This window comes from Neptunicoccus cionae (assembly GCF_002860325.1).
GTDB classification, from domain to species: Bacteria; Pseudomonadota; Alphaproteobacteria; order Rhodobacterales; family Rhodobacteraceae; genus Amylibacter; species Amylibacter lutimaris.
The window spans coordinates 129,155-155,196 of record NZ_PKOJ01000009.1 but is presented as its reverse complement, the minus strand read 5'-3'; the positions used below and the strand labels follow the sequence as shown (position 1 = coordinate 155,196).

The following is a 26,042-nucleotide window of genomic DNA, read 5'->3' as shown; positions in this document are numbered from 1 at the left end:
CCAGATCGGCGGCGGAAATCCGGTAGATGACCAGAAAGTCGGGCCCGCAGCGTTCACGTACTGCGCGCACGATCTCGACCGGGAATCGATGGCGCTTCTCGGCGCTTCCGCCCCAGTCGTCTTCGCGCTTGTTGGTGTGGGTAACGGTGAATTCGTTAATCAGGTATCCCTCGGACCCCATGATTTCGACGCCATCGAATCCTGCGGCCTGCGCGTTGGCGGCTGCCGCGGCAAAATCCTCGATGGTTCGGAAAATATCGGCTTCGGTCATTTCACGCGGCACGAAACGGTTGATCGGTGCCCGGATTGGCGACGGGGCAACACATCCTTCGATCTTTGCATAGCGCCCGGCGTGAAGGAGTTGCGCGCAGATCAGGCTGCCTTCGGCCTGCACCGCCTCGCAGATCGGGCGCAGGCTGCGCGCCTCTTCCGGGTCGTCGATTCGTGGACCTTCGGGATCAAATATACCCTCGGCATTGGGGGAAAACCCGCCGGTGACCAGAATCGCCGCCTCCCCCCGCGCACGCTCGGCGTAAAACGCGATCTGTTTGGCTATGCCGTCAGGCTCGGTTTCCAACCGCGTGTGCATCGACCCCATGATGACACGGTTTCGCAATGTATGCTGGCCTGCGCGGATCGGCGAGAGCATGGTCCCGAAGCTCTCCGTTGGCTTATTTTCCATTGTGGGCATCCTCCTCAAAACTATGCTTGATCTGTATTCTAACAAATGTTAGATTTTTGGAAAGATAAATTTCGGTCATTGGGAGGAGCACCGATGCAATTCCAGCCAACAGACGATCAGAAGGCTTTTCGCGAAACCGCGAAGCGCTTCGCAACTGAAAAACTTGCGCCCACATATCAGGAGCGCGCAAGCGGCCATACCTTTGATCGTGCGCTGATCAAGGAGATGGGCGCACTCGGTCTGATCGGGGCCGATCTGCCGGAAGAATTCGGCGGACTGGGTGAAAGCTCTGTCGCGTCAGGGCTGATCGTCGAAGAGATCGCCTATGCTGATTTCAACGCAAGTTACGTGCAGCTTCTCGGCTCTCTCATGGGCGGAATGGTTGCCAAGCATGCCTCCCGCGACATCGCGTCGAAATGGGTGCCCAAGGTTGTTTCGGGTGATGCCGTCATTGGTCTGGGTCTGACAGAGCCGCGCGGCGGATCGGACGCGGCGAACCTGATTCTGAAGGCCGAGAAATCCGGAAACGGTTGGCGGCTGAACGGTGAAAAGACATCCATGAGTTTTGCCAGTCAGGCCGATGCGGCGGTCGTCTTTGCCCGCACCGGCGATCCTAACGGTGGCTCACGCGGGGTCAGCGCCTTTTTTGTCGATCTGAACCAGGACGGCATCAAGCGCACGCATTTTGACGACATCGGCACCAAGCCCGTCGGGCGTGGGTCGGTGTTCTTTGACGACGTCTTCGTGCCGGCCCAAAACATGATGGCCGAACAGGATCGCGCCTTCGGAACGATCATGGCCGGGTTTGATTATTCGCGCGCACTGATCGGGCTGGAGTGCCTGGGTGCCGCGCAAGCGTCGGTGGATGAAACCTGGGCCTATGTCCAGGAACGCGAAGCCTTTGGTGCGCCGATTGTGCAGTATCAGGGCGTCAGTTTCCCGCTGGCCGAAGCCGAAACTCAACTGACCATGATGCGCCAGCTTTGCTATTACACGCTGGACCTGCGCGACCGTGGTCTGCCGCATACGTCCGAGGCGGCCATGTGCAAATGGTACCTGCCCAAAACCGCCTGCGAGATCCTGCACCAGTGCCTGATCCTGCACGGACATTACGGCTATACCACCGACCTGCCTCACCACCAGCGCTATAACGATGTGCTTGGTCTGCAGATCGGTGACGGCACCGCGCAGATCCAGAAGCTGGTGATTGCCCGCGAGAAGGTCGGACGGATGGCGCTGCAATATGACAAGAAGGCGACGGGAGCTCAGAAATGAACGATCCCATCATCGTCACGACCGAGGGCAACACCGGCATTATCGAGCTGGCCCGCCCCGAGAAATTCAATTGCCTGTCACTTGACGTGCATGAGCGCATATCTGCCGCGCGTGCGGAATTCGAGGCGAACCCGGCTATCCGGGCGATCCTCATCCGGGCGCAGGGCAAGCACTTTTGCACCGGCGCCGATCTGGTGGAAGTGAAAGGTAAATTGAACGATCCCGCCGCGCTGAACCACTTCATCGCCTTTGGCATGAACACCCTGCGTGCGCTCGAAACCTCCTCCCTCCCTGTCGTCGTGGCGGTGCAGGGGTTGTGTCTGGCCGGCGGGATCGAACTGATGTTGGCTTGCGATGTGTGTTTCGCCGCCGAAACCGCTCAGTTCGGCGATCAGCATGCACAATTCGGACTGATTCCCGGTTGGGGCGGCTCGCAGCGGCTAACGCGGTTGATGGGGCAGCGCCGGGCGCTCGACCTGATGTTCTCAGCCCGCTGGCTTGAGGCGGGCGAGGCCAAAGAGGCCGGTCTGGTCAACTATATCGTGCCGGATGCGGATCTGCATCCGGCCGCGTTGGAATACTGCCAGAAAATCGCCACCCGCTCGCGTCCGGGTATCGCCGAGATGAAGCGGCTGGCGCGGGAAGGCGCGGACCTGGGCATCGACCAGCAAATGCGGCTGGAGCGTGACGCCGCCGTGCGCGCGCTGCCCAGTGATGACGTCGCCGAAGGGCTCGACGCGTTCGAGAACCGACGCCCCCCTGAATTCAAGGCTTGAGGACGAAACATGGAATTCACTTTGAACGACGAACAGCGCCAGATTTACGAATACGGCGGTCAGTTGGCGCAGAAATACGACAATGCTTATTGGCTGGACCACGCGCGCAGGCATGAATTCCCGCAGGAGATGTTCAAACAGATTGCTGATGACGGCTTTCTGGGCATCATGGTGCCCGAGGAATACGGCGGCGCCGGCCTTGGCATGACCGAAATGGCCCTGTTCATGGAAGGCACCGCCAATCACGGCATTCCGCTTCTGATGATGGTGGTCGGGCCGACCATGTCGCTGGCCCATATCGCCAGCCACGGGAGCGAATTCCACAAGAAGGAACTGCTGCCGGCCGCCTGCCGTGGTGATATCCAGTTCTGTTTCGCGATCACCGAACCGGGGGCCGGATCCAACACGATGAAGGCCACCACGCTGGCCAAGCGCCGGGGCAACCGGTTCAGCCTGTCGGGCGAAAAGACCTTTATCACCGGCGCCGAGGTATCGGACTATTGTCTGGTGGTAGCACGCACCAAGCCCCACACCGAAGTCAGCCGCAAGACCGACGGCTTCACGCTCTTTGCGGTGGACCTGAAGAAAAAGGGTGTCGACAAGCAGCGGGTGAAGATCTCGATCCCCCTGCCCGAAGAACAGTGGACCCTGTTCTTTGACGAGGTCGATCTGGGCCCCGAGGACGTTGTCGGCGAGGTTGACGAAGGGTTCTCGATCCTGTTCGACAGTCTCAACCCCGAACGCATCATCCTGGCCGCTTTGTGCTGCGGCATCGGCCGCTTCGCGCTGAACAAGGGGGTGGCCTATGCCTCCGAGCGCAATGTCTTCGATCAGCCCATCGGCGCGCATCAGGGCGTGCAGCACCCGATGGCCAAGGCGCACACAGCGGTCGAGATGGCCAGCCTGATGACCCGACGCGCGGCCTGGGAATTCGACAACAAGCTGCCCGCGGGGGCCTCGTCGAATATGGCCAAGTATGCCGCCGCCGAAGCTGGGATCGAAGCGGTGGACGCCGCGCTGCAGGCGCATGGCGGATCGGGTTTCACAGAGGATACGGGACTTTACGAGATGTATCCGCTGGTGCGCCTGTTGCGTACGGCACCCGTGAACCGCGAGCTGTGCCTCAGCTTCATCGGCGAAAAGGTCATGGGTCTGCCGCGGTCCTATTGATCGCCCGGTCCGGAACGGAGGACAATATGCAATTTGGAATGCGCTTCCGGCGGGAGGATGCCGCCGATAAGGTAAACGATCGTTTCTGGCACGAAATCGAGGGCACGCCGCTTGACGAAGTGCGCCGCATTCAGGAAGAGCGACTGCGTGCGCAGATGGCCTATCTCAAGACGAACTCGACCTTCTATCAGGAAAAGTTAGCCGAAGCGGGCGTGGAGTTCGACGATATTCGCACCATCGAAGACCTGCAAAAGCTGCCCTATACTTACAAGACCGAGATCCGCGAAAGCCTGGCCGCCGAGCCGCCGTTTGGCAAACACCGCGCCGCGCCGATGGCCGACATCATTCAGATGCAGGCCTCGTCGGGCACCACCGGCAGCCCCTCATATGTTGCCCTTACCGAATCCGACGCCGAAATGTGGCACGAGATGACAGCGCGCTGCTTCTTTGCCAATGGCGTGCGCCCCGGCGACATGGTGTTGCACGCGTTTTCGCTGGCCAAGGGCTTTGTCGGCGGCATCCCCGTGATGCAGGGATTGCAGTACATGGGCACAATCGATGTGCCGGTGGGGGCGGATGGCGGCGCGGAGCGGCTGCTGCGCGCTTGCGCCGACACGCGTCCGCGCTGCATCGTCGGCGCGCCGAACTTCGTGCTGCACCTGGCGGAAAAAGCGCCAGAGGTGCTGGGATGCAAGGCCAGTGAGCTGGGCGTGGAACAGGTGGTTGTCGGCGGAGAACCCGGCGGTGGCATCCCGGCAATTCGCGCCAAGATCGAAGCGGCCTGGGGTGCGAAATGCACCGAAATGCTGGGTGGCACCGATCTGGGTGTGACCTACTGGGCCGAATGCGACGCCCAGTCGGGGATGCACATGGTCAACATGGACTATATCATCACTGAATTGCTCGACCCCGAGAGCGGCGACATCATCCCTTGGAAAAAAGGCGCCGAGGGCGAGATGATCTATACCGCGATTGGCCGTCAGGCGAGCCCGGTGGTGCGTTTCCGGTCCGGCGACTATATCGAGGTGATCGACACCGAATGTTCCTGCGGGCGTACCGGACCCAAGATCCGCTGCACCGGCCGGACCGACGACATGCTGATCGTGCGCGGGGCCAATGTGTTCCCGTCGGCCATCAACAGCGTGATCACCGAGATGGTGCCGGACACTAACGGCGTCATGCGCATCGTGGCCGATTTCGAAGGTCATACCACGCAGGGCGCGCTGAAAGTGATCGTCGAACGCGGACCCGACCGCGATACCGCGGACGATGCTGCCCTCAAGAAGAAAATCGAACAGCGGCTGCGCGACGCGCTCGTCTTCAAGGCCGACGTCCATCTGGTGGCGGCTGACACTTTTGAAAAACCCGGCGCCGCCAAGGTTGCCTTTGTTCTGAGAGAATACCCCGAGCTGCCATGACAAAAATGAAATCCCTACTCGATACCGGGTCCGATGACTTCCGGCAAAACGATACACAGTATCGCGACAAAGTCGGCGAGCTGCGTGCCCTTCGCTTGCAACAACGTGTCGGTGGCCCTGAAAAGGCCCGCGAACGGCACGTGTCGAAAGGCAAGATCCTGCCGCGCGAACGCGTCGAACGGTTGATCGATCCGGGCACCCCCTTTCTGGAAGTCGGGGAGCTTGCCGGGCTGAACAAATATGATGGTGTACCGCCGGGGGCGGGCATCATCACTGGCATCGGCGTGATCGAGGGCCGTCAGTGCATGATCATCGCCAATGATGCCACCGTGAAGGGCGGCACCTATTTCGGCATGACCTGCCGCAAGCACGTGCGCGCCCAGAAGATCGCGTGGAAGAACCGCCTTCCGGTGATCACGCTGGTCGATTCCGGCGGCGCGTTTCTGCCGGATCAGGAGAACATTTTCCCCGACGAAGGCCAGTTCGGCTCAATCTTTCACCAGCAGATCGGCATGTCCGGTGACGGGGTGCCGCAGATCGCTGTCGTCATGGGGCCTTGCACTGCGGGTGGTGCCTATATTCCCGCGCTCTGCGATGAGGTGGTGATCGTGCGTGGCCAGGGCTTCATGTATCTTGGCGGGCCGGAACTGACCTTTGCTGCCACCGGCGAAAAGGTGGATGCCGAAGAACTGGGCGGCGGCAAGATGCACTCGTCCGTGTCGGGTGTGACCGACCATCTTGCCGAGGATGACGCCCACGCGCTGGCCGTCACCCGCGAGATCGTCAGCCATCTGGGCGAAAAACCCCTGCCCCGCAAGACGCCCAAGACGCCGCTCGCGCCCGCCTATCCGGTCGAGGAAATCTACGGCATCGTCAGCCGCGACCCCAAGGTGCCAACCGACAACCGCGAGATTGTCGCACGGCTGGTGGATGACAGCAATTTCCACGAGTTCAAGCCGCTTTATGGTGACACGATCATGACCGGCTGGGGCCGGATCCACGGCCACGAAGTGGGCATTCTCGCCAATACCGGCGTGCTGTTCGTCGAGGCCGCGTTGAAGGCGACGCATTTCATCAACCTCTGCGTCCAGCGCGATATTCCGCTGCTGTTTCTGGCGGATGTGAACGGCTTCATGGTTGGCCGCGAGGTCGAACAGATGGGCATCGCCAAGGCGGGTGCCAAGATGATCACGGCCATGTCTTCGGCCCGGGTGCCAAAGTTTACCATCATCACCGGCGGATCTTACGGGGCGGGATACCTGGCAATGCTGGGCCGCCCGTTCCAGCCGGACGCAATGTTCGCCTGGCCAACAGGACGGTCCGCAATCATGGGGCCGGAACAGGCCGCCAGCGTGCTGGCGCAAGTCCGCGGACAGATCAACGAACGCGAAGGCAAAAGCTGGACCCCCGAAGAGGAAGAAGCCTTCAAGGCGCCCATCCGCAAGGAATACGAGGATTTTCAAGGTGCTTACAATTTTGCCTCTAACCTCTGGATCGACAGCGTGATCGAGCCTTGTGAAACCCGCGATGTCATGGCGCTCATGCTGGATGTGACCTCACGCAGACCCAAGGCCGAAACCAATTTCGGCGTGTTCAGGATGTGAGGAGCGAGTCATGAAAATCAAAACGCTTCTAATCGCCAATCGCGGCGAAATTGCCTGCCGGATCGCGCGTACCGCGCGGGCCAGCGGCATCACTCCTGTCGGCGTACATTCGCAAGCCGACGCCAATGCCCTGCATGTCCGCGAGATCGGGCAATCAGTCTGCATCGGTGCCGGACCGGCGTCCGAGAGCTATCTGAAGATCGACGCGGTGATTGCCGCCGCGAAATCGGTCGGTGCGGATGCGATCCATCCCGGTTACGGCTTTCTGGCCGAGAACTCTGATTTTGCCCGTTCGGTCGAGGCCGCCGGCATGATCTTCATGGGGCCAACGCCGGACACGCTTGACCGTTTCGGCGACAAGGCCAGCGCCAAAGAGGCCGCCGTGGCGGCCAGCGTCCCGGTTATTTCGGGTGCCGAAGGCGCGTGGTCCGATCCGCAAGAGATTGCCGATGAAGTCCGCGCAATGGGCCTGCCCGTTCTGCTCAAGGCCGTCGGCGGCGGTGGCGGGCGCGGCCAGCGGCTTGTCACCGATGAGGCCACGCTTGTGGAAGACATCGAAGGCGCCCTTCGCGAGGCGAAATCCACTTTTGGCTCCGAAGGGCTTTTGCTGGAACGCTTCCTGCCTGAAGCGCGCCATGTCGAAGTGCAGATCGCGGGTGATGGCAAGGGGCACGTGGTGCACCTGTTCGAACGTGACTGCACGCTTCAGCGCCGTCACCAGAAGGTCATCGAAGAGGCTCCGGCTTGGGGCTTGCCCCGCGCGCTGCTGGACGAGATCGCGCATGACGCGGTGCGCCTGGGCGAAACGCTTGACTACCGCGGCCTAGGCACAGTGGAGTTTTTGGTCGCGGGCGAAGAGTACTTCTTTCTTGAGGTAAACCCCCGCATTCAGGTGGAACATCCCGTCACCGAAGCGATCACCGGGCTGGACCTTGTTGCGCTTCACCTGCGCATTGCCGAAGGCGCGGGCCTTGGCCTGATGCAGGATGACCTCAAGATCAACGGCCACGCGGTCGAGGCGCGGCTTTATGCCGAAGATCCGGCGATGCAGTTCGCCCCGTCGACCGGCACCTTGACCACGCTCAGCTTGCCGGAAGGTTTGCGCATTGACAGCGGTGTCGAAGAAGGCGACGCAGTGACGCCCTTCTATGATCCGATGATCGCCAAACTGATTGTGCATGCGCCGGACCGGGAAACCGCCTTGGCGCGGCTGGCGACAGCCTTGGATCACGTCGCAGTTGAGGGTGTGCAAACCAACCGCGCCTTTTTGAAAGCACTGGCGCGCAATCCCGAATTCGAACAGATGCAGGTTCATACACGCTGGATCGACGGCAGGCTTGACGCACTGACGTCCCCCCCCGCCCTTGCGCGCCCCGAGTTGTGGAAAGCCGCCGCTGCCGTTCTCTTCGTGGCGTCCGACCGGCGTGACCCATGCGCGGACCCTTGGACCAATCTTTCCACGTTCACTGGCTGGCGGCTTGGCCTGGGCGGTGACCCGCTTGAAGCGGGACAGCGCGTAACATTGACCGACACGACCGGTGCATCCGAAGAACTGCGCGTCGGCCCTGTCAAATCCGGGGACCGATACGCCGTGATCGCAGAAGACGGCACCAGGATCATCCTCGCCGTGCGTGAAATTTCGCCCGGTAGCTGGCGCGTCGCGGAAGGTGAGTCCATCTTTGTGCTCGCCGCGCGCCGCCACGCTGGCGTGATCGAAATGGACACGCCCGAAGGCCGCCTTGTTTTCCGTCCAGCAGCCCCGCTTGACTTTGCGGGCGGCGATGCGGCGGCGGATCGGGCTGTGGCCTCACCGCTGACCGGCATGATTGTCGAGGTCAAGGTTGCAGACGGGCAGACCGTGGCCGAAGGCGATGTGCTCGCGGTCATGGAATCCATGAAACTTGAAATCTCGATCCGCGCCACCGCAGCGGGGATCGCCAGCAACATTTCCGTCTCGAATGGGGACATGGTCGATCGCGGCCAGGTCATCGCCGAGATACTACCATCCGAGGAGTGATGAGATGAGCGACTTTCCCAAATTCGTCGAGTTTCGTGAAGAAGGCCCGCGTGAGGGGTTTCAGATCGAAAAGAAGATCTATCCGATCGAAGAGCGCATCGAACTGATCGACATGCTCAGCGAAACCGGCCTGAAACGCATTCAGGTCGGCAGCTTTGTCAGTCCGCAATACGTGCCTCAAATGGCCGATACCGGTGAACTGTTCAAGCGTATCAAACGCAAGCCGGGCGTGAATTACACGTCGCTCTGGCTGAACGACAAGGGGTTTCGCAAGGCCCTGACGGCGCATGAGGTCGATATCGACCCGCGTCTGCTGTTCTATCCATCCGAGGCATTTGCCCAATCGAACAACAATTGTTCGTCCGAGGAAATGCGCGAAAGACAACGCGACTGGGTCCGGCTTTATAAGGAAGAGGGATACACGGTCGACGCCGCCTATGTGATGACGGCCTTCGGCTGCAATTTCGAAGGACCCATCCCGCAAGAACGCATCCTCGACGATTTCCGCTTCATACTTCAGCTGTGCGAAGAAGAGGATATCCCGGTGCCGATCCTTGTGGTCGCCGACACCATGGGCTGGGGCAACCCCGAGGCGGTCAAACGTATGATCGGCGCACTGCGCGAACTGGCGCCCGAGGCGCGCATCGGCATGCACATCCACGACACGCGGGGGCTTGGGATCGCCAATCTCCATGCCGCCCTGTCGATGGGCGTGGACATGTTCGAAAGCTCGGTCGCCGGTCTTGGCGGCTGTCCTTTCGCGGGCCACGGCCACGCCCGCGCCGCAGGCAATGTCTGCACCGAGGATGCGGTGTTCCTGTGTCACGAGCTCGGCATCGAAACCGGCATCGATTTGGACAAGCTTATCGCAGCGGCGATCAAGGCGGAAGAGATCATCGGCGTGCCGCTCATGGGCCGGGTCATGCATACCGGCGGCCTGGACAAATATCGCAAGGCAAGCTGAGGGAGAATGAAGATGACAAAGGCACTTGATGGAAAGGTGGTTCTGGTCACCGGGGCCGGCGGTGGGATCGGGCGTGATATCGCCTTGATGGCAGCCTCGGAAGGCGCTGCCGTGGTGGTCAATGATCTGGGCGCGTCCCTGAAAGGCACCGGCCAGACCGAAACTGCGGCGCAGAAAGTCGTCGAAGAGATCAAGGCCGCAGGGGGCGACGCCATTGCCGATGGCGGCAACGTCACCGACCCCGACGCCGCCCGCGCGATGATCGAGGCCGGTGTCAAGAAATTCGGCCGCATCGACGCGGTGGTGAACAACGCCGGCATTCTGCGCGACGGGTTCTTCCACAAGATGACCTACGAGGATTTCGACGCGGTGGTGAAGGTCCATCTTTACGGCGCTTTCAACACCAGCCGCGCGGCGGCCGATTATTTCCGCGAACAGGAGAGCGGTGCTTTGGTGCACATGACCTCGACCTCGGGGCTGATCGGCAATCTGGCGCAGGCGAACTATTCAGCCGCAAAACTGGGCATCGCGGCCTTCTCGAAATCGGTGGCCCTCGACCTCAAGCGGTGGAACGTCCGTTCGAACTGCATCGCGCCCTTCGCCTGGAGCCGGATGATCTCGTCTATCAAGACAGACACCCCGGAACAGGTGGCGCGTGTCGAGAAGATCAAGGAAATGACACCGGCCAAGGTCGCGCCAATGGCCTGTTTTCTGATGAGCGACCGCGCGGCTGACGTGTCCGGTCAAATCTTTGCGGTTCGCAAAAACGAGATCTTCCTGTTCAATCAGCCCCGCCCCGTGCGGTCGGTCCATTCCGGTGATGGCTGGACCGCCGATGAAATCGCCGAGCGCGCCATTCCCGCGCTCAAATCACAGTTCACGCCGCTCGAAGTTTCGGCGGATGTCTTTTCATGGGATCCGGCCTAATGGGAAAACGCAAAGAAAAAATCAGCTCCGATATTGCCTGGAGCACCTCTGACAAGATCAGCGTGCGTGGCCTCGACCTGCCGAACGAGATCCTCGGGCACATGAACCTCGGCGATCTGGCGTTCCTGCAGTTGACGGGACGCAAAGCCACGCCCGAGGAAAGCCGGGTGTTCAACGCCATCGTCATTACTCTTGTCGAACATGGCATCACGCCTTCGGCTCTGGCGGCGCGGATGACTTACATGGGTGCGCCGGAATCGCTTCAGGCGGCCGTTGCGGCCGGGCTGTGTGGGCTTGGCACCGTCTTTGTCGGTTCGATGGAGGGTGCCTCGAAATTGCTTTACGAGGCGCTGCCGCAGGAAAAACTCGGCACCGGCGTCGATCTGGATGCGCTTGCCGTCGAAACAGTTGAAAAATTCCGCGCCCGCAAGGCCATCGTGCCGGGGCTTGGCCATCCGGTGCACAAGCCTGTCGATCCGCGCACGCCGCGCCTGTTCCAGATCGCCGCCGAAAACGGAAAATCCGGTGAATACATCGCGTTGATCCAGAAAATTCAGGCCGTCGCCGAAGAAAAATCGGGCAAGATGCTGCCGATCAACGCCACCGGGGCGATCGGTGCAATCTGCTGTGAATTCGGCTTCCCCTGGAAGATCGTGCGCGGCTTTGGCGTCATGGCGCGTGCCATCGGTCTGGTCGGTCATATCCTCGAAGAGAGCGAAAACCCGATTTCCTATGAGCTGTGGCAGCGCGCCGAACAGGAAATTCTTGAAACGTCGGGACCGGGAGCGAAGTAACCAATGCAGACGTCAGCCCCAGACACTCACACCGATCTGCGCGACGCCTTGCGCGCACTTTGCGCGCAGTTTCCGCCAGAATATCATCGCAAGTTCGGCGAAAACGAAACCTACCCCGAGGAATTCGTCGATGCGCTGACCCGCGAGGGCTGGCTCGCGGCGATGATCCCCGAGGAATACGGTGGCTCGGGACTGGGGTTGACGGAAGCCTCGATCATCATGGAAGAGGTGAACCGCTGCGGTGGCAACGCGGGTCATTGCCACGGGCAGATGTATAATATGGGCACGCTGCTGCGGCACGGTTCGGACGCGCAAAAGCAGAAATACCTGCCCAGTATTGCCAGCGGCGAGTTGCGCCTACAATCCATGGCCGTGACCGAACCGACAACCGGAACTGATACCACCAAACTGAAGACCACCGCGGTCAAGAAGGGTGACCGGTATGAGATCAATGGCCAGAAGGTCTGGATCAGCCGCATCCAGCATTCTGACCTGATGATCCTTCTGGCACGCACCACGCCTCTGAACGAGGTCAAGAAAAAGTCGCAGGGTCTGTCGATCTTTATGGTCGATCTGAAAGAGGCAATCGGCAACGGCATGGAGGTCCGCCCCATCGCCAATATGCCCGGCCACGAAACCAATGAATTGTTTTTCGACAACCTGGAAATCCCCGCTGAAAACCTGATCGGGACCGAAGGGCGCGGGTTTTACCATATTCTTGACGGGCTGAACGCCGAACGGACCCTGATTGCAGCGGAATGTATCGGTGATGGATACTGGTTCGTTGACAAGGCCCGCGCCTATGCCGGCGACCGCGTGGTTTTCGACCGTCCCATCGGCCAGAACCAGGGCGTGCAATTCCCTATCGCAAGGGCCTATGTGAACGTCGAGGCCGCCAATCTGATGCGCTTTGAGGCCTGCAGACGTTTCGATGCCGGGCTGGATTGCGGGGCGCAGGCGAACATGGCCAAGCTGTTGGCCGCTGATGCCAGCTGGGAAGCGGCCAATGCCTGTATCCAGACCCATGGCGGCTTCGGTTTCGCGCGGGAATACGATGTCGAGCGCAAGTTCCGCGAGGCCCGACTGTATCAGGTGGCCCCGATCTCGACCAACCTGATCCTGTCCTATGTCGGCGAGCATATCCTCGGCATGCCGCGATCCTTCTGAGGCCGCAACCATGAGTGAGATCGACCTAGACGCGCTGGCGCCCTGGCTGGGACGCACCGAAACCAGTGAAGATGTTCTGACGCAGGGACTGATCGAAAAATTCCGTGCCACGTTCGGCCCGCACCTTTGGGGCGGAGCGGGTGATGTTCCGCTGGGAATTCATTGGTGTATTGCCCTTGATACCGTGCCAGCTGCCGCCCTGTCAGAAGATGGCCATGCCGCAAGGGGTGGATTTCTGCCCCCGGTACCGCTGCCCGCCCGCATGTGGGCCGGCGGCGATGTTACACATATCGCGCCGCTGACGATCGGCGAAACCTTCACCAGACGCTCGTCGATCGGGGATATAACGGCCAAGCAGGGCCGCAGCGGAGCGTTGGTCTTTGTGACCATCGAACACGAGTATTTTAGCGGCAACCGGCTTTGTATCCGGGAACAGCAGTCGATTGTCTTTCGTAAGATCACCGCGCCCCGCCCGGTGAAGAGCGCACCCGGCGCGGGCGACCCCGCCTCGCTCAGATCGAGCCTGACTCCGGATCCTGTGCTGCTGTTTCGCTATTCGGCGCTGACGTTCAATGCCCATCGCATCCACTATGACCATGTCTACGCCACCGAAGCCGAAGCCTATTCCGGGCTTGTTGTGCATGGCCCATTGCAGGCGACGCTGCTTCTGAACCTGGCGGCGAATGCGTTGAAGACGTCGCCCCACCGGTTTTCTTTCCGCGGACTCGCACCGCTGACCCTGCCCTGCGAATTGCAATTGCACAATGAAGGGACCGGTGCCTCCGGGACAGTCTGGTGTCAGGATCAAAAAGGTCTTCGAAGCTTTTCCGCAGAGTACGCGGCTGTCTGATCGGTTTTCTTCGGTAGCGAATTCAGTTGTTGACTAAATTTTCTAACATCTGTTAGATTGTGCGGGGAAACTTGGTAAACAGCCCAGGCAAACCTCTGAACAAAGAGGTGGGAGGAGAAACGATGCGAGGAAAACTCGTTCTCAACGGACAACCCTACGGTAGGGCTGTGCGCGACTCCATGACGTGTCGGGAAAAGGCACGGGCTGCATCATGACTACGAATGGCGGGATCGTCTCATCGCCGCTTGCGGTGCGTGGTGCAACTTTGAAATTTGGCGGTGTGACGGCGCTCGACGATGTGAGCATCTCTGTAAACGACGATGAATTGCTTGCGATCATCGGCCCGAACGGTGCCGGAAAAACATCACTTCTGAACGTTACTGCGGGCTTCTACCGTCCGCAGAAAGGCCGTGTCGAATTGTCTGGTCAGGACGTGACCGGCCTGCGCGTTGACCAGATCGCCCGGCGCGGTTTGGCGCGGACGTTTCAGGGCACCCATCTTTTTGCCGGGCAGACCGTGGTGGAAAACATCATGATCGGACGTCACATGCTGATGAAATCGAATGTGATCCAGGCTTTTTTCCAATTCGGTCCCGTGATGCGCGAGGAATCGGAACATCGCGAAGCCGCCGAAGAGATCATCGACTTTCTGGAGATCGAGGCAATCCGCAACCGGCCCGTGGGCACGTTGGGGTACGGGCTGCGCAAACGTGTCGATTTGGGCCGTGCATTGGCGCAGGAACCGTCGATCCTGCTGATGGATGAACCGATGGCCGGCATGAACTCGGAAGAGAAAGAAGACCTCGCGCGCTTCATTCTCGATGTGCGCGAAGCGCGCAAGATTCCGGTGGTTCTGGTCGAGCACGACATGGGCGTGGTTATGGACCTTGCCGACCGGATTGTGGTGTTGGATTTCGGGCGGGTGATCGCCGAAGGCACCCCGGAAGATATCCAGAAGGACCCGGCTGTGATCAAGGCATATCTGGGGTAGCGGTATGGTCAAACAAAGAACAGCAATGGTCTATTCAGACCCGGCAGTGACACATAGCGAAACCCTGCCACAGGTGTTGCTCGCGCGTGCAACCTCCTCGCCGAACGACCTCGCCGAACGCCACAAGCGCCTTGGTATCTGGCGTGAATTCACCTGGGCCGATGTGCTTGACAGGTTTCGTGCCCTGGCGCTTGGGCTGGAGAACCTGGGCCTGTCAGCGGGCGATTCCGTCATGATGATCGGCGAAAACGAACCCGAACATTTCTGGGCTGAATACGCCGTACAGTCATTGGGCGGCAAAGTCCTGTCCGTCTATCCGGATCAGAACGCCGAAGAGATTCTGTATCTGGCCGAAGACTCGCAAACGCGGATTTTTCTGGCGCAGGATCAGGAGCAAGTCGATAAATGCATCGAGATCGCGGGCAAATACCCGGGTGCCCTGGCGATCGTTTACTGGGATGATTCCGGCCTCTGGGGCTATGATCATCCCCTGTTGCATTCCTTTGAAAGTGTGAGCGCGGCAGGACGTCAGATCCACGCCAAAGAGCCTGCCAGATTTGAAGAACACGTCAAACGCGGGCGGGCGGACGATACCGCCTTGCTGTCCTATACCTCCGGGACCACGGGAAAACCCAAGGGCGTTGTCATTAGCCATCGTTACCTGTTCGACAACTGCTCGCGGGTGATGGGGGCAATCGAAATCGCGCCAGGCACGGAATACCTGACCTACATTTCCCCCGCCTGGGTCACGGAACAGATTTTCGGCCTGTCGATCGGTTTGATCGCGCCCATGGTCGTCAATTTCCCCGAAGGCCCCGAAGACGTGCTGACCAACATTCGCGAACTGGCGGTTGACGCGCTGGTGTTCAGCCCGCGCCAGTGGGAGAACCTCGCTTCTATCGTCCAGGCCCGGATGCTGGGTGCGGGCAAGTTCCGCAATGCGATGTACAATTGGGGTATGAAAGTCGGCCGCAACGTTTATGTCGAGCGGCTGGAGGGGCGCAGCCCCAGCCTTGCCGCACGTCTGCAGCTTCCCTTTGCCGAGGCGCTGGTGCTGCATCACCTGCGCGACAATCTTGGCCTTGGTAGGGCCAAAAACGCAATGAGCGGCGGCGCCCTGATGGCACCTGACGTCTTTCGCATGTTCCACGCGATGGGGGTCAAGCTGCGCAACGTCTATGGCGCGACCGAAATCGGCCTTCTGACTGCGCATGTCGGCGAAAGCTATCAGCTGGAAACCAGCGGCAGCTGGATGCAAAGCAACACGAACTACGGCGACCCGCTGGACTACAGAGTCTCGGACGAAAGCGAGCTTCAGGTGCGGGGCGGATCGGGCTTCGGCGGCTATCACGGCAAGCCCGAAAAGACCGCAGAGGAGCTGACCGAAGACGGTTGGTACAAGACCGGTGACGCGGTGTCGATGACCGACGACGGCGAGCTTTTGTTCTTTGACCGTGTCAAGGACATGCGCCGCCTGGCAAACGGGCACAGCTATCCGCCGCAGTTCATCGAAACGCGGTTGCGCTATAGCCCCTTCATCAAGGATCTCATGACCCTGGGCGACGAAAGCCGTGACTTCGTCAGCGCGCTTATCAATATCGATATGGAAGTTCTGGGTCGTTGGGCGGAAGAGAACAAGATCAGCTTCTCGACATACACCGATCTGTCGCAGAAACCCGAAATTCTGGAGCTTATCAAAGGCGAAGTGGCGCGCATCAATGGCCTTCTACCCGAAGGCTCGCGCATCGCGCGGTTTGCGAATTTCCCTAAAGAGCTCGACCCGGATGAAGGCGAGTTGACCCGCAGCCGGAAACTCCGGCGGGCCTTTCTGGAGGAACGATATGCAAACCTTGTCGAAGCAATCTATGGCGGCGATGACAAGACCGATCTTGAAATCGCCGTGACCTATCAGGATGGCCGTCAAGGCGTTCTCAAGGCCACGGTTCGCGTATCAGATGTCGAAAACGCATCGAAGGCTGCCAAGCGGCAGTCCAAAACCTAAAGGAGGTCAGCGAAAATGGTTTATTTCATCAATGACATTATAACCGGGGCTTTGATCGGCCTACTATATTCGCTGGTGGCCATGGGCTTTGTCGTGATTTACCGCGCCAGCAAGGTATTCAACTTCGCGCAGGGCGAACTTGTGATCATCGGCGGGTTCATCGTCTGGTTCACAACGATGCAAGCGGGGCTTAGCCTTTGGTTGTCGATACCGATTTCGCTGGTTCTGGCTGGCTTGGTCGGCTACGCAATCGAACGGATTTTTCTGACAAAGCTGATCGGTGAATCGGTTTTTTCGATGGTCATGGTCACTGTCGGCCTGCTGATCCTGTTGCGCGGGCTGGTGCTACTTGTGTTCGGTCCCGCCGTGCGGCCCTTCCCGATCATTTTCCCGCTGAAACCGTTGTTCCTCGGTGATATGTTGATCCCGATGAACCTCCTTATGGGTGGGATCATCACCATTGTCGCCGCCGTCGGGCTGTCGTGGTTCTTCAACCGGACCCGGTCGGGCCTGCGGATGACCGCAGTGGCAGAAGATCACGTCGTGGCATCTTCGATGGGGATTTCAGTGAAGGGCTCGATTGCCTTTGCCTGGGTGCTTGGGGCAATCCTGTCCACGATCGGTGCAATGATCTTTCTCAGCGGCAAATCGCTGACCTTCCTGGCCTCGGATATCGGGTTCGCGGCCCTGCCGGTGGCGCTGTTTGCCGGGTTGGAATCCATCGGCGGGCTTATTCTGGCAGGAATAATCATCGGAATCGCCCAGAGCCTGACCACCAACTATCTTGACCCGCTGATTGGCGGCTCACTTGGCAGTGTCGTGCCATACATCATCATGCTTGCCATTCTGCTGATCCGGCCGACCGGCCTGTTCGGCTGGCGCACAATCGAGCGGGTGTAATCCATGGATCCCTCCGGTATTTTCCCGACAAGCTATCGCAGTGACAGACGTATTATCCGAACGCGCTGGCAGGTGCTTGCCCTCGTCTTGTTCATGGCTCTGCTGTTGTTAGCGCCTTATCTGGTAAGCGGGCGTATCATCGCTATCCTGAACATGATGATGATCAGCGCCGTCATTGCCGTAGGGCTTCAGATCTGCACCGGCTATGCGGGCCAGATTAACCTGGGTCAGGCGGCTTTCATGGGGGTCGGGGCCTATACGGCCTCGATACTTGCCTCGAAGACCGGCCTTACATTCTTATTGACGATTCCTCTGGCCGGCCTCTCGGCTGCGCTATTCGGCTTTCTCTTTGGTTTGACCGCGGCGCGGATCAAGGGGTTTTATCTGGCTCTGACCACGATTGCGGCACAGTTCCTGTTCCACTTTGCCGTATTAAACCTGCCGTCAACCTGGATGGGTGGATCAAACGGTATCACCGTGCCGCCCGCAGAACTTTTTGGGCTGCGCTTCGTTGGCGAAACTGCGCAGTTCTACATGAATTTTGCGGTCACCGCGATCATGGTCGCGGGCGCATTCGGGATCGTGCGGTCACGCTTTGGCCGTGCTTTCGTGGCGGTCAGGGATGATGACGTGGCCGCAGGTATCATGGGGATCAATGTCGCGGCCACCAAGGCGAATGCCTTCCTGATCGGCGCTTTCTATGCGGGTGTCGGCGGGGCGCTGTGGGCCTATCTGATCCGCTTCGTGGGGGTGGACCAGTTCACCCTGTTTCACTCGATCTTCTTTGTCGCGATGATCATCGTCGGCGGGATGGGATCAATCGTGGGAGCCCTGGTCGGTGTCTTCATTATCCGCATCATCCAGGAAATCATCGCGACGGTCGGCCCCAATATTGCCGACTCGGTATCATTCCTTGGCGGAGACATCGTGTTCGCCGGCATGAATGTCGTTCTTGGCGGCGTGATCGCATTGTTCATGATCCTCGAACCCAAGGGGCTGATGCACCGCTGGAACATAATGAAATCATCTTATCGTATCTGGCCGTTTCCCTACTGAAAAAATAGAGCGGCTCTTAACCTGGGAGGAAAAATATGACTTACCAAACGAAACAAGGCCTCCGCGGCCTACTGGCAGCGTGTGCCATAGCTGTTGCGGCAACTATGCCTTTGAAAGCGCAGGCGGAGGCAACCTATAATCTCGCCCTGCTGTCGGACTTTTCCGGCCCCTATGCTGACATCATGCCCATTCTGGCGGGCGGACGCGAGGCTGTGTTCATCTGGTGGAATGAAACCCGGGGCAAGGAACTTGGCGTTACGCTGAACTATAAGAACTACGAAACCCGCTATGACGCGGCACAGGTGGCGAGCCTCTGGCCCGGGATCAAATCGGAACTGGATCCGATTGCGGTCGTCGGCCTTGGCGGGCCTGACGTTGCCGCCCTTTCCGAACGCCTGCCGGAAGACAAGATTCCGATGTTCATGGCCACGGCCAGCTACGGTTTTGCCTGGAAACCGAATTCTTGGATTTTCAACCCGCGTCCGACCTATTCGCACGAAAGCGCCGGCTTTCTGAACTGGATGCGTGAACAGCGAGGTGGAGACGGTCCGCTTAAGGTTGCGATCCTGGCTTCCGAGGCCTCGCCTGCCTATGTCGATATGGCAAAGGGCCTCGAACTCTATGCCGAAGAGCACCCCGAGGAGATTGACCTCGTCGAGGTCATCTATACCGAAGTGCAACCGACCGATCTGACGGGGCAAATGCGCCGCGTCGTGCGGGCCGGGGCCGAGGCGCTGATCATCCAGACGAACACTTCTATCGTAGTTGCGGCGAAACGTGGACTGCAGGCCAACGGTTCGAACATCCCGATCATGATGAGTTCGCATAACGGGCTTCCGGCCTCGGGCGGCGCGCTTGGCGGGCTTGATCAACTGGAGGGCGATTTTGAAGCTTACGGCATGGCGATCGCGGCCGATGAGGGCACTCCCGCGCGGCAATTCTATGAAACACTGGTTGCCGATTATGGGCTCAAGGCGCCCTGGAACGTCGTGACCGCAATGGGCGTGTCTCAGGGCCTCTTTGTCGCGACCGTGATCGATCACGCGATTGCGGCGAACGGTGCCGAGGGCCTGACCGGAGAGATGGTACGCGAGGCGCTCTTTGCCAAAACGATCACGACCGAAGAAACCCACGGCTTTCTTCCATCCCTCACGTTCACTCCCGAAGCGCCTTTCCCTTTGGAAGGTCTCAAGGTGAATGTGGGCACTGTCAAAGATGGCAAGATCACCATCGAAGCGATCGGCGTCGACGTTCCTGACGTTCATAAGTGGTGAATTAATCCGGGCGCCGCAGTCGCGGCGCCCGTCCTGATCCTTGGCCCCGGGCAATATGACCATGCTGGAACTCAATAATGTAGAAGTGACCTATTCCGACGTCATCCTGGCGCTCAAAGGCGTGTCCATGACAGTCAGTGAAGGTCAATGTATTGCTCTGCTCGGTGGCAATGGCGCGGGCAAAAGCACGACGCTCAAGGCCATCTCGGGAACGCTCAAATCCGAGGATGGAACCGTTTCGGCAGGGTCCATCGTTCTGGACGGAACCCCCGTTCAGAACATGGAAGCCTCGGAAGTCGTGAAGAATGGCCTGATCCACGTGATGGAAGGCCGGCGCGTGTTGCGCCATCTGACGTCAGAGCAGAACCTGATCGTCGGCGGACACATGGTGCCCAATTCCGCCGAGCTTAAAAACCGCCTGGACCATGTTTACACCTTGATGCCTCGGCTTGCCGACCTCCGAAATCGAACCTCTGGCTTCATGTCTGGTGGCGAACAGCAACTGCTGCTGATTGGTCGGGCCATGATGGCCAAGCCCAAGATCATCGCGATTGACGAGCCGTCCCTGGGTCTGGCCCCGATGATGATCCGGGATGTTTATGAAGTGCTCAAGCAACTCAAATCAGAAGGCACTACCTTTTTCCTGGTCGAACAGAACAGCGCTGCTGCACTGTCGATCGCCGACTACGCCTATGTGATGGAAAATGGCCGTATCGTGATGGATGGCCCGGCAGACAAGCTCGCTGACAACGAGGACATCAAGGAGTTTTATCTTGGTGTCACCGCGTCCGGCGAACGCAAAAGTTATCGTGCAATCAAACATTATCGCCGCCGCAAGAGGTGGCTGGGATAGGAAAGGAACGAAGATGAGTGAACTGCTATCCATCAAGGGTCGTACCGCAGTAGTAACCGGAGCGGGTCAGGGCGTGGGCCGACAAGTCGCGCTTTATCTGGCTGAACACGGGGCCGGTGCCGTCATCGTCAACGATTTTCACGCCGAACGGGCCGAAAGCGTTGCCGCGGAAGTGGAGGCAGCCGGTGCAAAGGCGATGCCGCTCGCGTTCGATGTGTCGGATTTCGACGCGGTCGGCGCGGCGTTTGCCGAGGCTCAGAACGCCTTCGGCGGCGTGGATATTCTGGTCAACAATGCAGGCAACGCCGGGCCGACATCGCGTCTTGACGATCTTGTCCCGTTTTGGGAGTCGGATCCCACCGAATGGCGCCGCTGGATGGCGACCAATTTCGATGGGGTTCTGAACTGCACCCGTCACGCCATGCCCTTGATGGTCAAAGGTGACTATGGGCGCATCGTGACCGTCATTTCCGACGCCGGTCGCGTCGGCGAGCCGCATCTGGCGGTTTATTCCGGTGCCAAGGCCGGTGCGGCAGGCTTCATGCGGGCCATCGCCAAGGCGGGTGGCCGGTTCGGGATCACCGCGAATTGCGTCGCCCTGGGGGGAACGAGAACGCCGGCTGTTGCCGACCTGATCCCGGATGCAGAGACCGAGAAGCGGGCATTGTCGCAATATGTGATCCGCCGTCTGGGCGAGCCGGAAGATCCCGCCGGAATGATCCTGTTTCTCTGCTCGGATGCCGCCAGCTGGATCACCGGACAGACCTATCCGGTGAATGGCGGGTATTCTTTTGCCTGCTAGAGCCGAAAGCGGACGGAAGCCGCCTCTAGCTGGCGCTGTCCGAAAGAACGCTGTCATTGTCTGCGCCAAGCTCTGGTGGCAGGTCAGGGGCTGCGGTCTCGAAACCATCGAACTTCAGAGGCTGGACAAGGAACGTCTCGGTCCTGCCGCTGTCATGCGCGATCGTGCGCAGCAACTGTCGCGCACGCACATGGGGGTCGTCCAGCGTTTCGACCAAGGAATTGACCGGACCCCAAGGCACCCCCGCCTTGTCCAGAAGATCGCCCCATTCGGCGCGCGTCTTGCCGACCAGAACCGCCGCGATCTCTTCGCGGAGCGCGTCCTTGCGGGCGACACGGTCGCGGCCTGTCAACGGCGCAAGATCCGCTCTGTCGATCACATCGCAGAACGGTTGCCAGAACCAGTCCTCATGCGCGATGGACAAGGTCATGAGCTTGCCGTCCTTGCAGGTGAACACGCCGTAGCCCGGCTCGGCGATGAACTCGCCCAGCGGTGTGCCGTTGGCCGCCGGAACAAGGAATGCCGTCAACATCGAAACCACAGCGTCCGACATGGACACGTCCACGAAACGCCCCTGTCCCCTCCGCTGGCACGATACGACCGCCGACAGGATTGCGATCGCCGCGAACAACGCCGCGCCCACATCCGCGAGGGGGATCGCCGGAACAGGGCCCGGTTGCCCTGCATCGGCCTGATCGGCCAGCAGGCCGCCAACGCCTTCGTAGCTCAGGTCGTGGCCGGCACGGTCACGATAGGGGCCGTCCTGCCCGTAGCCCGAAATCGACACGTAGACCAGCCGCGGGTTGACGCCACGCATGTCCTCGAACCCGGCGCCCAAGGCCGCGAGCTTTCCAGGGCGGAACCCTTCGACGATAACATCCGAAACCTTGGCCAGTTCGCGAAACCGTGCCAGCCCCTCGGCCGATTTCAGATCCAACGCGACGCTGCGCTTGCCCCGGTTCAGAGCCCGGAACAACGGCGGAAACTGCCGGGCCGGATCACCGATGCCCGGACGTTCGATCATGATCACCTCGGCCCCCATGTCGGACAACAGCATTGTCGCGTAGGGGCCGGGAAATTGTTCAGCAAGGCTGAGAATCCTCAGGCCGGCCAGGGGTGCATTACTCATATCAGTCTCCAGCTCTTGTTTTGTCCGCGTGCGGGTCCGACCCAGTGCAGCGCAGATCGCCGGGAAAGACAAGGCAAAAAACCAAACTTCCATTATTTTTCAGGATCTTAGCATGAATGAAGCAAAGCAGACGCTATTTGTTGAGCGGGTGGCAAAAACTGAATGGATTACCTTCCAGCGCACCGAACAGCTCAACGCGATGTCAACGCAGATGTTGCGAGAGATCGCGGCCGCGCTGGAATCGGCGCTGGCCGACGATGCGGTTCGCACAATTGTCCTGACCGGTTCTGGCCGGGCATTCTGCGCCGGTGCCGATCTGAAAGAAGTTGCTGGCACCAAACATGCACCGGGCGAGCCGGATCTGATTGATCTTGTCGATCACACGTTTGGACTGATGCGACATGGGCCCAAACCCGTGATCGCCGCCGTGAACGGGCTGGCCATGGCGGGCGGTCTGGAAATGGTGATGGCCTGCGACCTGGTCTTTGCCGCCGAAAGCGCGCAACTGGGCGACGCACATTCCAATTTCGGGGTCTTTCCCGGAGCAGGCGGTGCGGCGATCCTGCCGCGCAGGATTGGACTGAACCGCGCGAAATACCTGCTGTTCTCGGGCGAGAACGTTTCGGCGCGGGACATGATGGACTGGGGGCTGGTCAACAAGGTCGTCACGGACGAAAACCTGCGCAACGCGGTGCAGACCTTTACCGACAGGCTGGCAGACAAAAGCCCGGCGGTCTTGCGCCGTATGAAGGCGGTTGCTAACCGGTCGCTGGATGTGGACGAAACCGCCGCCCTGTCCGAAGAGATGCTGAACCTGCGCGCGCACATGCGGTCCTGGGACATGCACGAGGGCCTGTCGGCGTTCAATGAAAAGCGAAAACCGCAGTTTCGCGGATACTAGATCAGGAGGACAAACGATGCAGGACATTTACGTCGTTGGCGTCGGGATGACGCAGTTCGGAAAATTCCGGGACAAAACCATCAAGGCCATAACCGGCGAGGCCGTCGCCGCCGCCCTTTCAGACGCCGGAGTGACGGCTGATCGCATCGACGGCGCGTTCTTCTCGAACGCGGTGCAGGGCCACATGGAAGGCCAGCACATGATACGGGGCGAGATCGCGCTACGCGAGATGGGCATTCAGGGCATTCCGGTGGTGAATGTCGAAAACGCCTGTGCCAGCGCCTCGACCGGGTTCAAACTGGCGGTGGATTTTCTCAAGGCGGGCAATGGCGATTGCTGCCTCGCCATAGGCGCCGAAAAGATGTATTCCGACGACCGCGCGTTGATGTTTTCGGCCTTCGACAGCGGCTGGGACGTCAGCAACGGCGACGAGGTCGCGCAACGGCTGGCCGATCTGGGTACCGGAGTCGAGGAACCCGAAGGATCGAAATCGCCCAAGCCCTACAGCGTGTTCATGGATGTCTACGCAGGCTTCGCGCGGTTGCACATGAAGACCTTTGGCACCACGCAGGAACAGTTCGCCGCCGTCGCCGCCAAGAACCATGCACATTCCGCGCATAATCCGCTGGCGCAGTATCGCGATGCCATGAGTGTCGATCAGGTTCTGGCCGCGCCGCCCATCACCTATCCGCTGACCCTGCCGATGTGCGCCCCGATCTCGGACGGTGCCGCGGCGGCCGTGCTGTGCACGGGCGAAGGGCTCAAGCGGCTGGGGCTCGATCCCGCCCGCGCGATCAAGGTCAAAGCCGCGATCCTGCGCTCGGGCACCGACCGTCCGCCGGAAGATTACAAGAACCACCTGACCCGGCTGGCCGCGCTTCAGGCCTATGAACAGGCCGGGCTCGGCCCCGAGGATATGTCAGTTGCCGAAGTGCATGACGCCACGGCCGTCGGTGAAGTGATCCAGATCGAGAACCTCGGGTTTGTCGAATTCGGTGAGGGCGGCCCGGCCAGCCTGCGCGGCGACACAAAGATCGGCGGACGCATTCCGGTGAACCCTTCGGGCGGATTGGAATCCAAGGGCCACCCGGTCGGGGCCACCGGTATCGGGCAGGTCTTTGAACTGGTCACGCAGCTGCGCGGCGAAGCCGGCGCGCGTCAGGTCGAAGGGGCACAGAACGCCATTGCCGAAAACGGTGGGGGCTTGCACGGGGTAGAAGAAGCTGCCGCCTGCGTCACCATTCTCGGCCGCTGAAACAAGGAAAAAACTATGGAAAACGTGATCGCCGCCGCTCAGGCAATCTATACAAACGAGCAACGCATGTTGCTGGAGCACTTCCGCAAGATGGCCGAGGCAGAGTTCGCTCCGCTGGCCGAGAAATACGAAGACCTCGGACACCCGCCCGATGCGAAAACGCTGAAGTCCCTGTTCGCCAAGGTCGAGGAATTCGGGCTGATCAGCGGCCTGATACCCGAGGAAGACGGCGGTGCCGGAATCGACCGCATGACCTATGGCATCCTTTACGAGGAACTGGCCCGGATATGGGCCGATCTGGCAATTGCGGTCCTGATCCAGGGTCATGCCGTGTTCGCCGTCAACCTTTTGGGAAATGCGGCGCAGAAAGAGGCCTATCTGAAGCCGCTCCTGCGCAGTGAACGGATCTGTGCCACGTGTATTTCCGAACCAGAGGTCGGCTCGAACGTGCGCGAGGTCAAGACCCGTGCAGACCGCGAGGGCGACAAGATTTTCGTCACCGGCCAGAAGCTCTGGATTTCCAATGGGGCCCAGTCGGATTTCGCCATCGTTGTCTGCAATCTGGACGACGGTATTTCCATGGTCATCGTCGACCGTGACACCGGCGGATACGAAAGCCGCGAATTGCGCAAGATGGGGCTTGTCGGTGCTTCGACCTGCGAATTGTTTTTCGACCGGGCGGAAACCACCGCCGAGCATGTTCTGGGTAATGCGGGCGGAGGCCTGTTCCAGACTTTGAAGCTGTTTGAAAGCGCTCGCGTGTTTGTCGGCCTGACGAGCATTGGCATTGCCCAGGCAGCACTGGAATGTGCCGTCAAATATGCGCAGGATCGCGAACAGCATGGCAAGCCGATCGGCGCGCACCAGTTGATCCAGGGCTACCTGGCCGACATGGCCACGCACCTGGATGCAGCGCGCCTGTTGTGTCAGCGCGGGCTGCAACTTTTGGACCTGGGCGTGCGCTGCGACACCCAGACCTCGATGGCGAAATGGTATGCGACAGAGATGGCGGTAGAGATCGCCGGAAAAGCGGTGCAAATCCACGGCGGCAACGGCATCACCAAAGAGTTTCCAGTCGAACGGCACTTTCGCAATGCCAAGGTTATGCCGATCCCGGACGGGACCACCGAGATTCAGAAGCTGGTCATCGGCCGGAACTTGACCGGGTTGAACGCGTTCTGACTCTTGGGAGCGGCCAGGATGTCCTGGCCGCTCCCAAGTCTGTTGGAACGCTT

Annotated in this window: 22 protein-coding genes and 1 pseudogene; 21 read left to right on the top strand and 2 right to left on the bottom strand. The window is 60.0% G+C overall.

The window, feature by feature from the left end; translation table 11 throughout:
* Positions 1 to 682 (bottom strand): annotated as a pseudogene (fadH, locus tag C0U40_RS18435) (NADPH-dependent 2,4-dienoyl-CoA reductase); the annotation flags it as partial.
* 93 nt (positions 683 to 775) lie between these two features.
* Here fadH and C0U40_RS18430 point away from each other — a divergent pair.
* From C0U40_RS18430 to C0U40_RS18345, 18 genes are all read left to right on the top strand, one after another.
* Positions 776 to 1,957, top strand: coding sequence for an acyl-CoA dehydrogenase family protein (locus tag C0U40_RS18430; protein WP_101657257.1), 1,182 nt, complete (start codon positions 776 to 778; stop codon positions 1,955 to 1,957).
* The gene (locus C0U40_RS18425; RefSeq protein ID WP_101657256.1) at positions 1,954 to 2,733 is read left to right on the top strand and encodes an enoyl-CoA hydratase/isomerase family protein; all 780 of its coding nucleotides are present in this window, start codon (positions 1,954 to 1,956) and stop codon (positions 2,731 to 2,733) included. Before C0U40_RS18430 ends, C0U40_RS18425 begins: the two co-directional genes overlap by 4 nt.
* A 9-nt stretch (positions 2,734 to 2,742) precedes the next feature.
* On the top strand, positions 2,743 to 3,903 hold the full coding sequence (locus C0U40_RS18420; RefSeq protein WP_101657255.1) for an acyl-CoA dehydrogenase family protein: 1,161 nt from the start codon (positions 2,743 to 2,745) through the stop codon (positions 3,901 to 3,903).
* A 26-nt stretch (positions 3,904 to 3,929) separates the two neighbouring features.
* Positions 3,930 to 5,321 (top strand): phenylacetate--CoA ligase family protein, encoded by a 1,392-nt coding sequence (locus C0U40_RS18415; protein ID WP_101657254.1) that lies wholly within the window; start codon positions 3,930 to 3,932, stop codon positions 5,319 to 5,321.
* Entirely contained in the window at positions 5,318 to 6,925 is a 1,608-nt protein-coding gene (locus tag C0U40_RS18410; protein WP_101657253.1) for an acyl-CoA carboxylase subunit beta, read from the top strand. The genes C0U40_RS18415 and C0U40_RS18410 overlap by 4 nt, the downstream gene beginning before the upstream one ends.
* Positions 6,926 to 6,935: 10 nt before the next feature.
* Positions 6,936 to 8,942: an acetyl/propionyl/methylcrotonyl-CoA carboxylase subunit alpha gene (locus tag C0U40_RS18405; RefSeq protein WP_101657252.1), complete on the top strand. Its 2,007-nt coding sequence runs from the start codon at positions 6,936 to 6,938 to the stop codon at positions 8,940 to 8,942.
* 4 nt (positions 8,943 to 8,946) lie between these two features.
* Positions 8,947 to 9,906 (top strand): hydroxymethylglutaryl-CoA lyase, encoded by a 960-nt coding sequence (locus C0U40_RS18400; RefSeq protein WP_101657251.1) that lies wholly within the window; start codon positions 8,947 to 8,949, stop codon positions 9,904 to 9,906.
* 12 nt (positions 9,907 to 9,918) lie between these two features.
* The gene (locus C0U40_RS18395; RefSeq protein ID WP_101657269.1) at positions 9,919 to 10,833 is read left to right on the top strand and encodes an SDR family NAD(P)-dependent oxidoreductase; all 915 of its coding nucleotides are present in this window, start codon (positions 9,919 to 9,921) and stop codon (positions 10,831 to 10,833) included.
* Positions 10,833 to 11,627, top strand: a complete 795-nt coding sequence (locus C0U40_RS18390; RefSeq protein WP_101657250.1) for a citryl-CoA lyase — start codon at positions 10,833 to 10,835, stop codon at positions 11,625 to 11,627. Before C0U40_RS18395 ends, C0U40_RS18390 begins: the two co-directional genes overlap by 1 nt.
* A gap of 3 nt (positions 11,628 to 11,630) precedes the next feature.
* Entirely contained in the window at positions 11,631 to 12,794 is a 1,164-nt protein-coding gene (locus tag C0U40_RS18385; protein WP_101657249.1) for an acyl-CoA dehydrogenase family protein, read from the top strand.
* Between the two features lie 10 nt (positions 12,795 to 12,804).
* Entirely contained in the window at positions 12,805 to 13,644 is an 840-nt protein-coding gene (locus tag C0U40_RS18380) for an FAS1-like dehydratase domain-containing protein (RefSeq protein ID WP_101657248.1), read from the top strand.
* Positions 13,645 to 13,855: 211 nt separating this feature from the next.
* Positions 13,856 to 14,635 (top strand): ABC transporter ATP-binding protein, encoded by a 780-nt coding sequence (locus C0U40_RS18375; protein WP_101657247.1) that lies wholly within the window; start codon positions 13,856 to 13,858, stop codon positions 14,633 to 14,635.
* 25 nt (positions 14,636 to 14,660) lie between these two features.
* Positions 14,661 to 16,637: an AMP-binding protein gene (locus tag C0U40_RS18370; RefSeq protein ID WP_101657246.1), complete on the top strand. Its 1,977-nt coding sequence runs from the start codon at positions 14,661 to 14,663 to the stop codon at positions 16,635 to 16,637.
* Positions 16,638 to 16,652: 15 nt separating this feature from the next.
* A complete protein-coding gene (locus C0U40_RS18365) occupies positions 16,653 to 17,537 on the top strand; it encodes a branched-chain amino acid ABC transporter permease (RefSeq protein ID WP_101657245.1) in 885 nt (294 codons plus the stop codon).
* Positions 17,538 to 17,540: 3 nt separating this feature from the next.
* Positions 17,541 to 18,593 carry a branched-chain amino acid ABC transporter permease gene (locus C0U40_RS18360; RefSeq protein WP_027238747.1) on the top strand — a complete coding sequence of 351 codons (1,053 nt, stop codon included), beginning with the start codon at positions 17,541 to 17,543 and terminating at the stop codon, positions 18,591 to 18,593.
* A 35-nt stretch (positions 18,594 to 18,628) separates the two neighbouring features.
* Positions 18,629 to 19,867 (top strand): ABC transporter substrate-binding protein, encoded by a 1,239-nt coding sequence (locus C0U40_RS18355; RefSeq protein ID WP_101657244.1) that lies wholly within the window; start codon positions 18,629 to 18,631, stop codon positions 19,865 to 19,867.
* 61 nt (positions 19,868 to 19,928) lie between these two features.
* On the top strand, positions 19,929 to 20,720 hold the full coding sequence (locus C0U40_RS18350) for an ABC transporter ATP-binding protein (protein ID WP_027238745.1): 792 nt from the start codon (positions 19,929 to 19,931) through the stop codon (positions 20,718 to 20,720).
* 13 nt (positions 20,721 to 20,733) lie between these two features.
* On the top strand, positions 20,734 to 21,522 hold the full coding sequence (locus C0U40_RS18345) for an SDR family NAD(P)-dependent oxidoreductase (protein WP_027238744.1): 789 nt from the start codon (positions 20,734 to 20,736) through the stop codon (positions 21,520 to 21,522).
* Positions 21,523 to 21,547: 25 nt separating this feature from the next.
* Here the strand turns inward: C0U40_RS18345 and C0U40_RS18340 are convergent, their stop codons facing one another.
* A complete protein-coding gene (locus C0U40_RS18340; protein ID WP_286135109.1) occupies positions 21,548 to 22,651 on the bottom strand; it encodes a CaiB/BaiF CoA transferase family protein in 1,104 nt (367 codons plus the stop codon).
* A 112-nt stretch (positions 22,652 to 22,763) separates the two neighbouring features.
* On the opposite strand from C0U40_RS18340, the gene C0U40_RS18335 reads away from it, so the two are divergent.
* Genes C0U40_RS18335 through C0U40_RS18325 form a run of 3 tightly spaced genes read left to right on the top strand, consistent with a single transcriptional unit; the run spans position 22,764 to position 25,989 of the window.
* The gene (locus C0U40_RS18335; RefSeq protein WP_036784110.1) at positions 22,764 to 23,552 is read left to right on the top strand and encodes an enoyl-CoA hydratase/isomerase family protein; all 789 of its coding nucleotides are present in this window, start codon (positions 22,764 to 22,766) and stop codon (positions 23,550 to 23,552) included.
* A 16-nt stretch (positions 23,553 to 23,568) separates the two neighbouring features.
* The gene (locus C0U40_RS18330; protein WP_101657243.1) at positions 23,569 to 24,807 is read left to right on the top strand and encodes a thiolase family protein; all 1,239 of its coding nucleotides are present in this window, start codon (positions 23,569 to 23,571) and stop codon (positions 24,805 to 24,807) included.
* A 15-nt stretch (positions 24,808 to 24,822) separates the two neighbouring features.
* A complete protein-coding gene (locus C0U40_RS18325; protein ID WP_101657242.1) occupies positions 24,823 to 25,989 on the top strand; it encodes an acyl-CoA dehydrogenase family protein in 1,167 nt (388 codons plus the stop codon).
* The last annotated feature ends 53 nt before the right edge of the window (positions 25,990 to 26,042 follow it).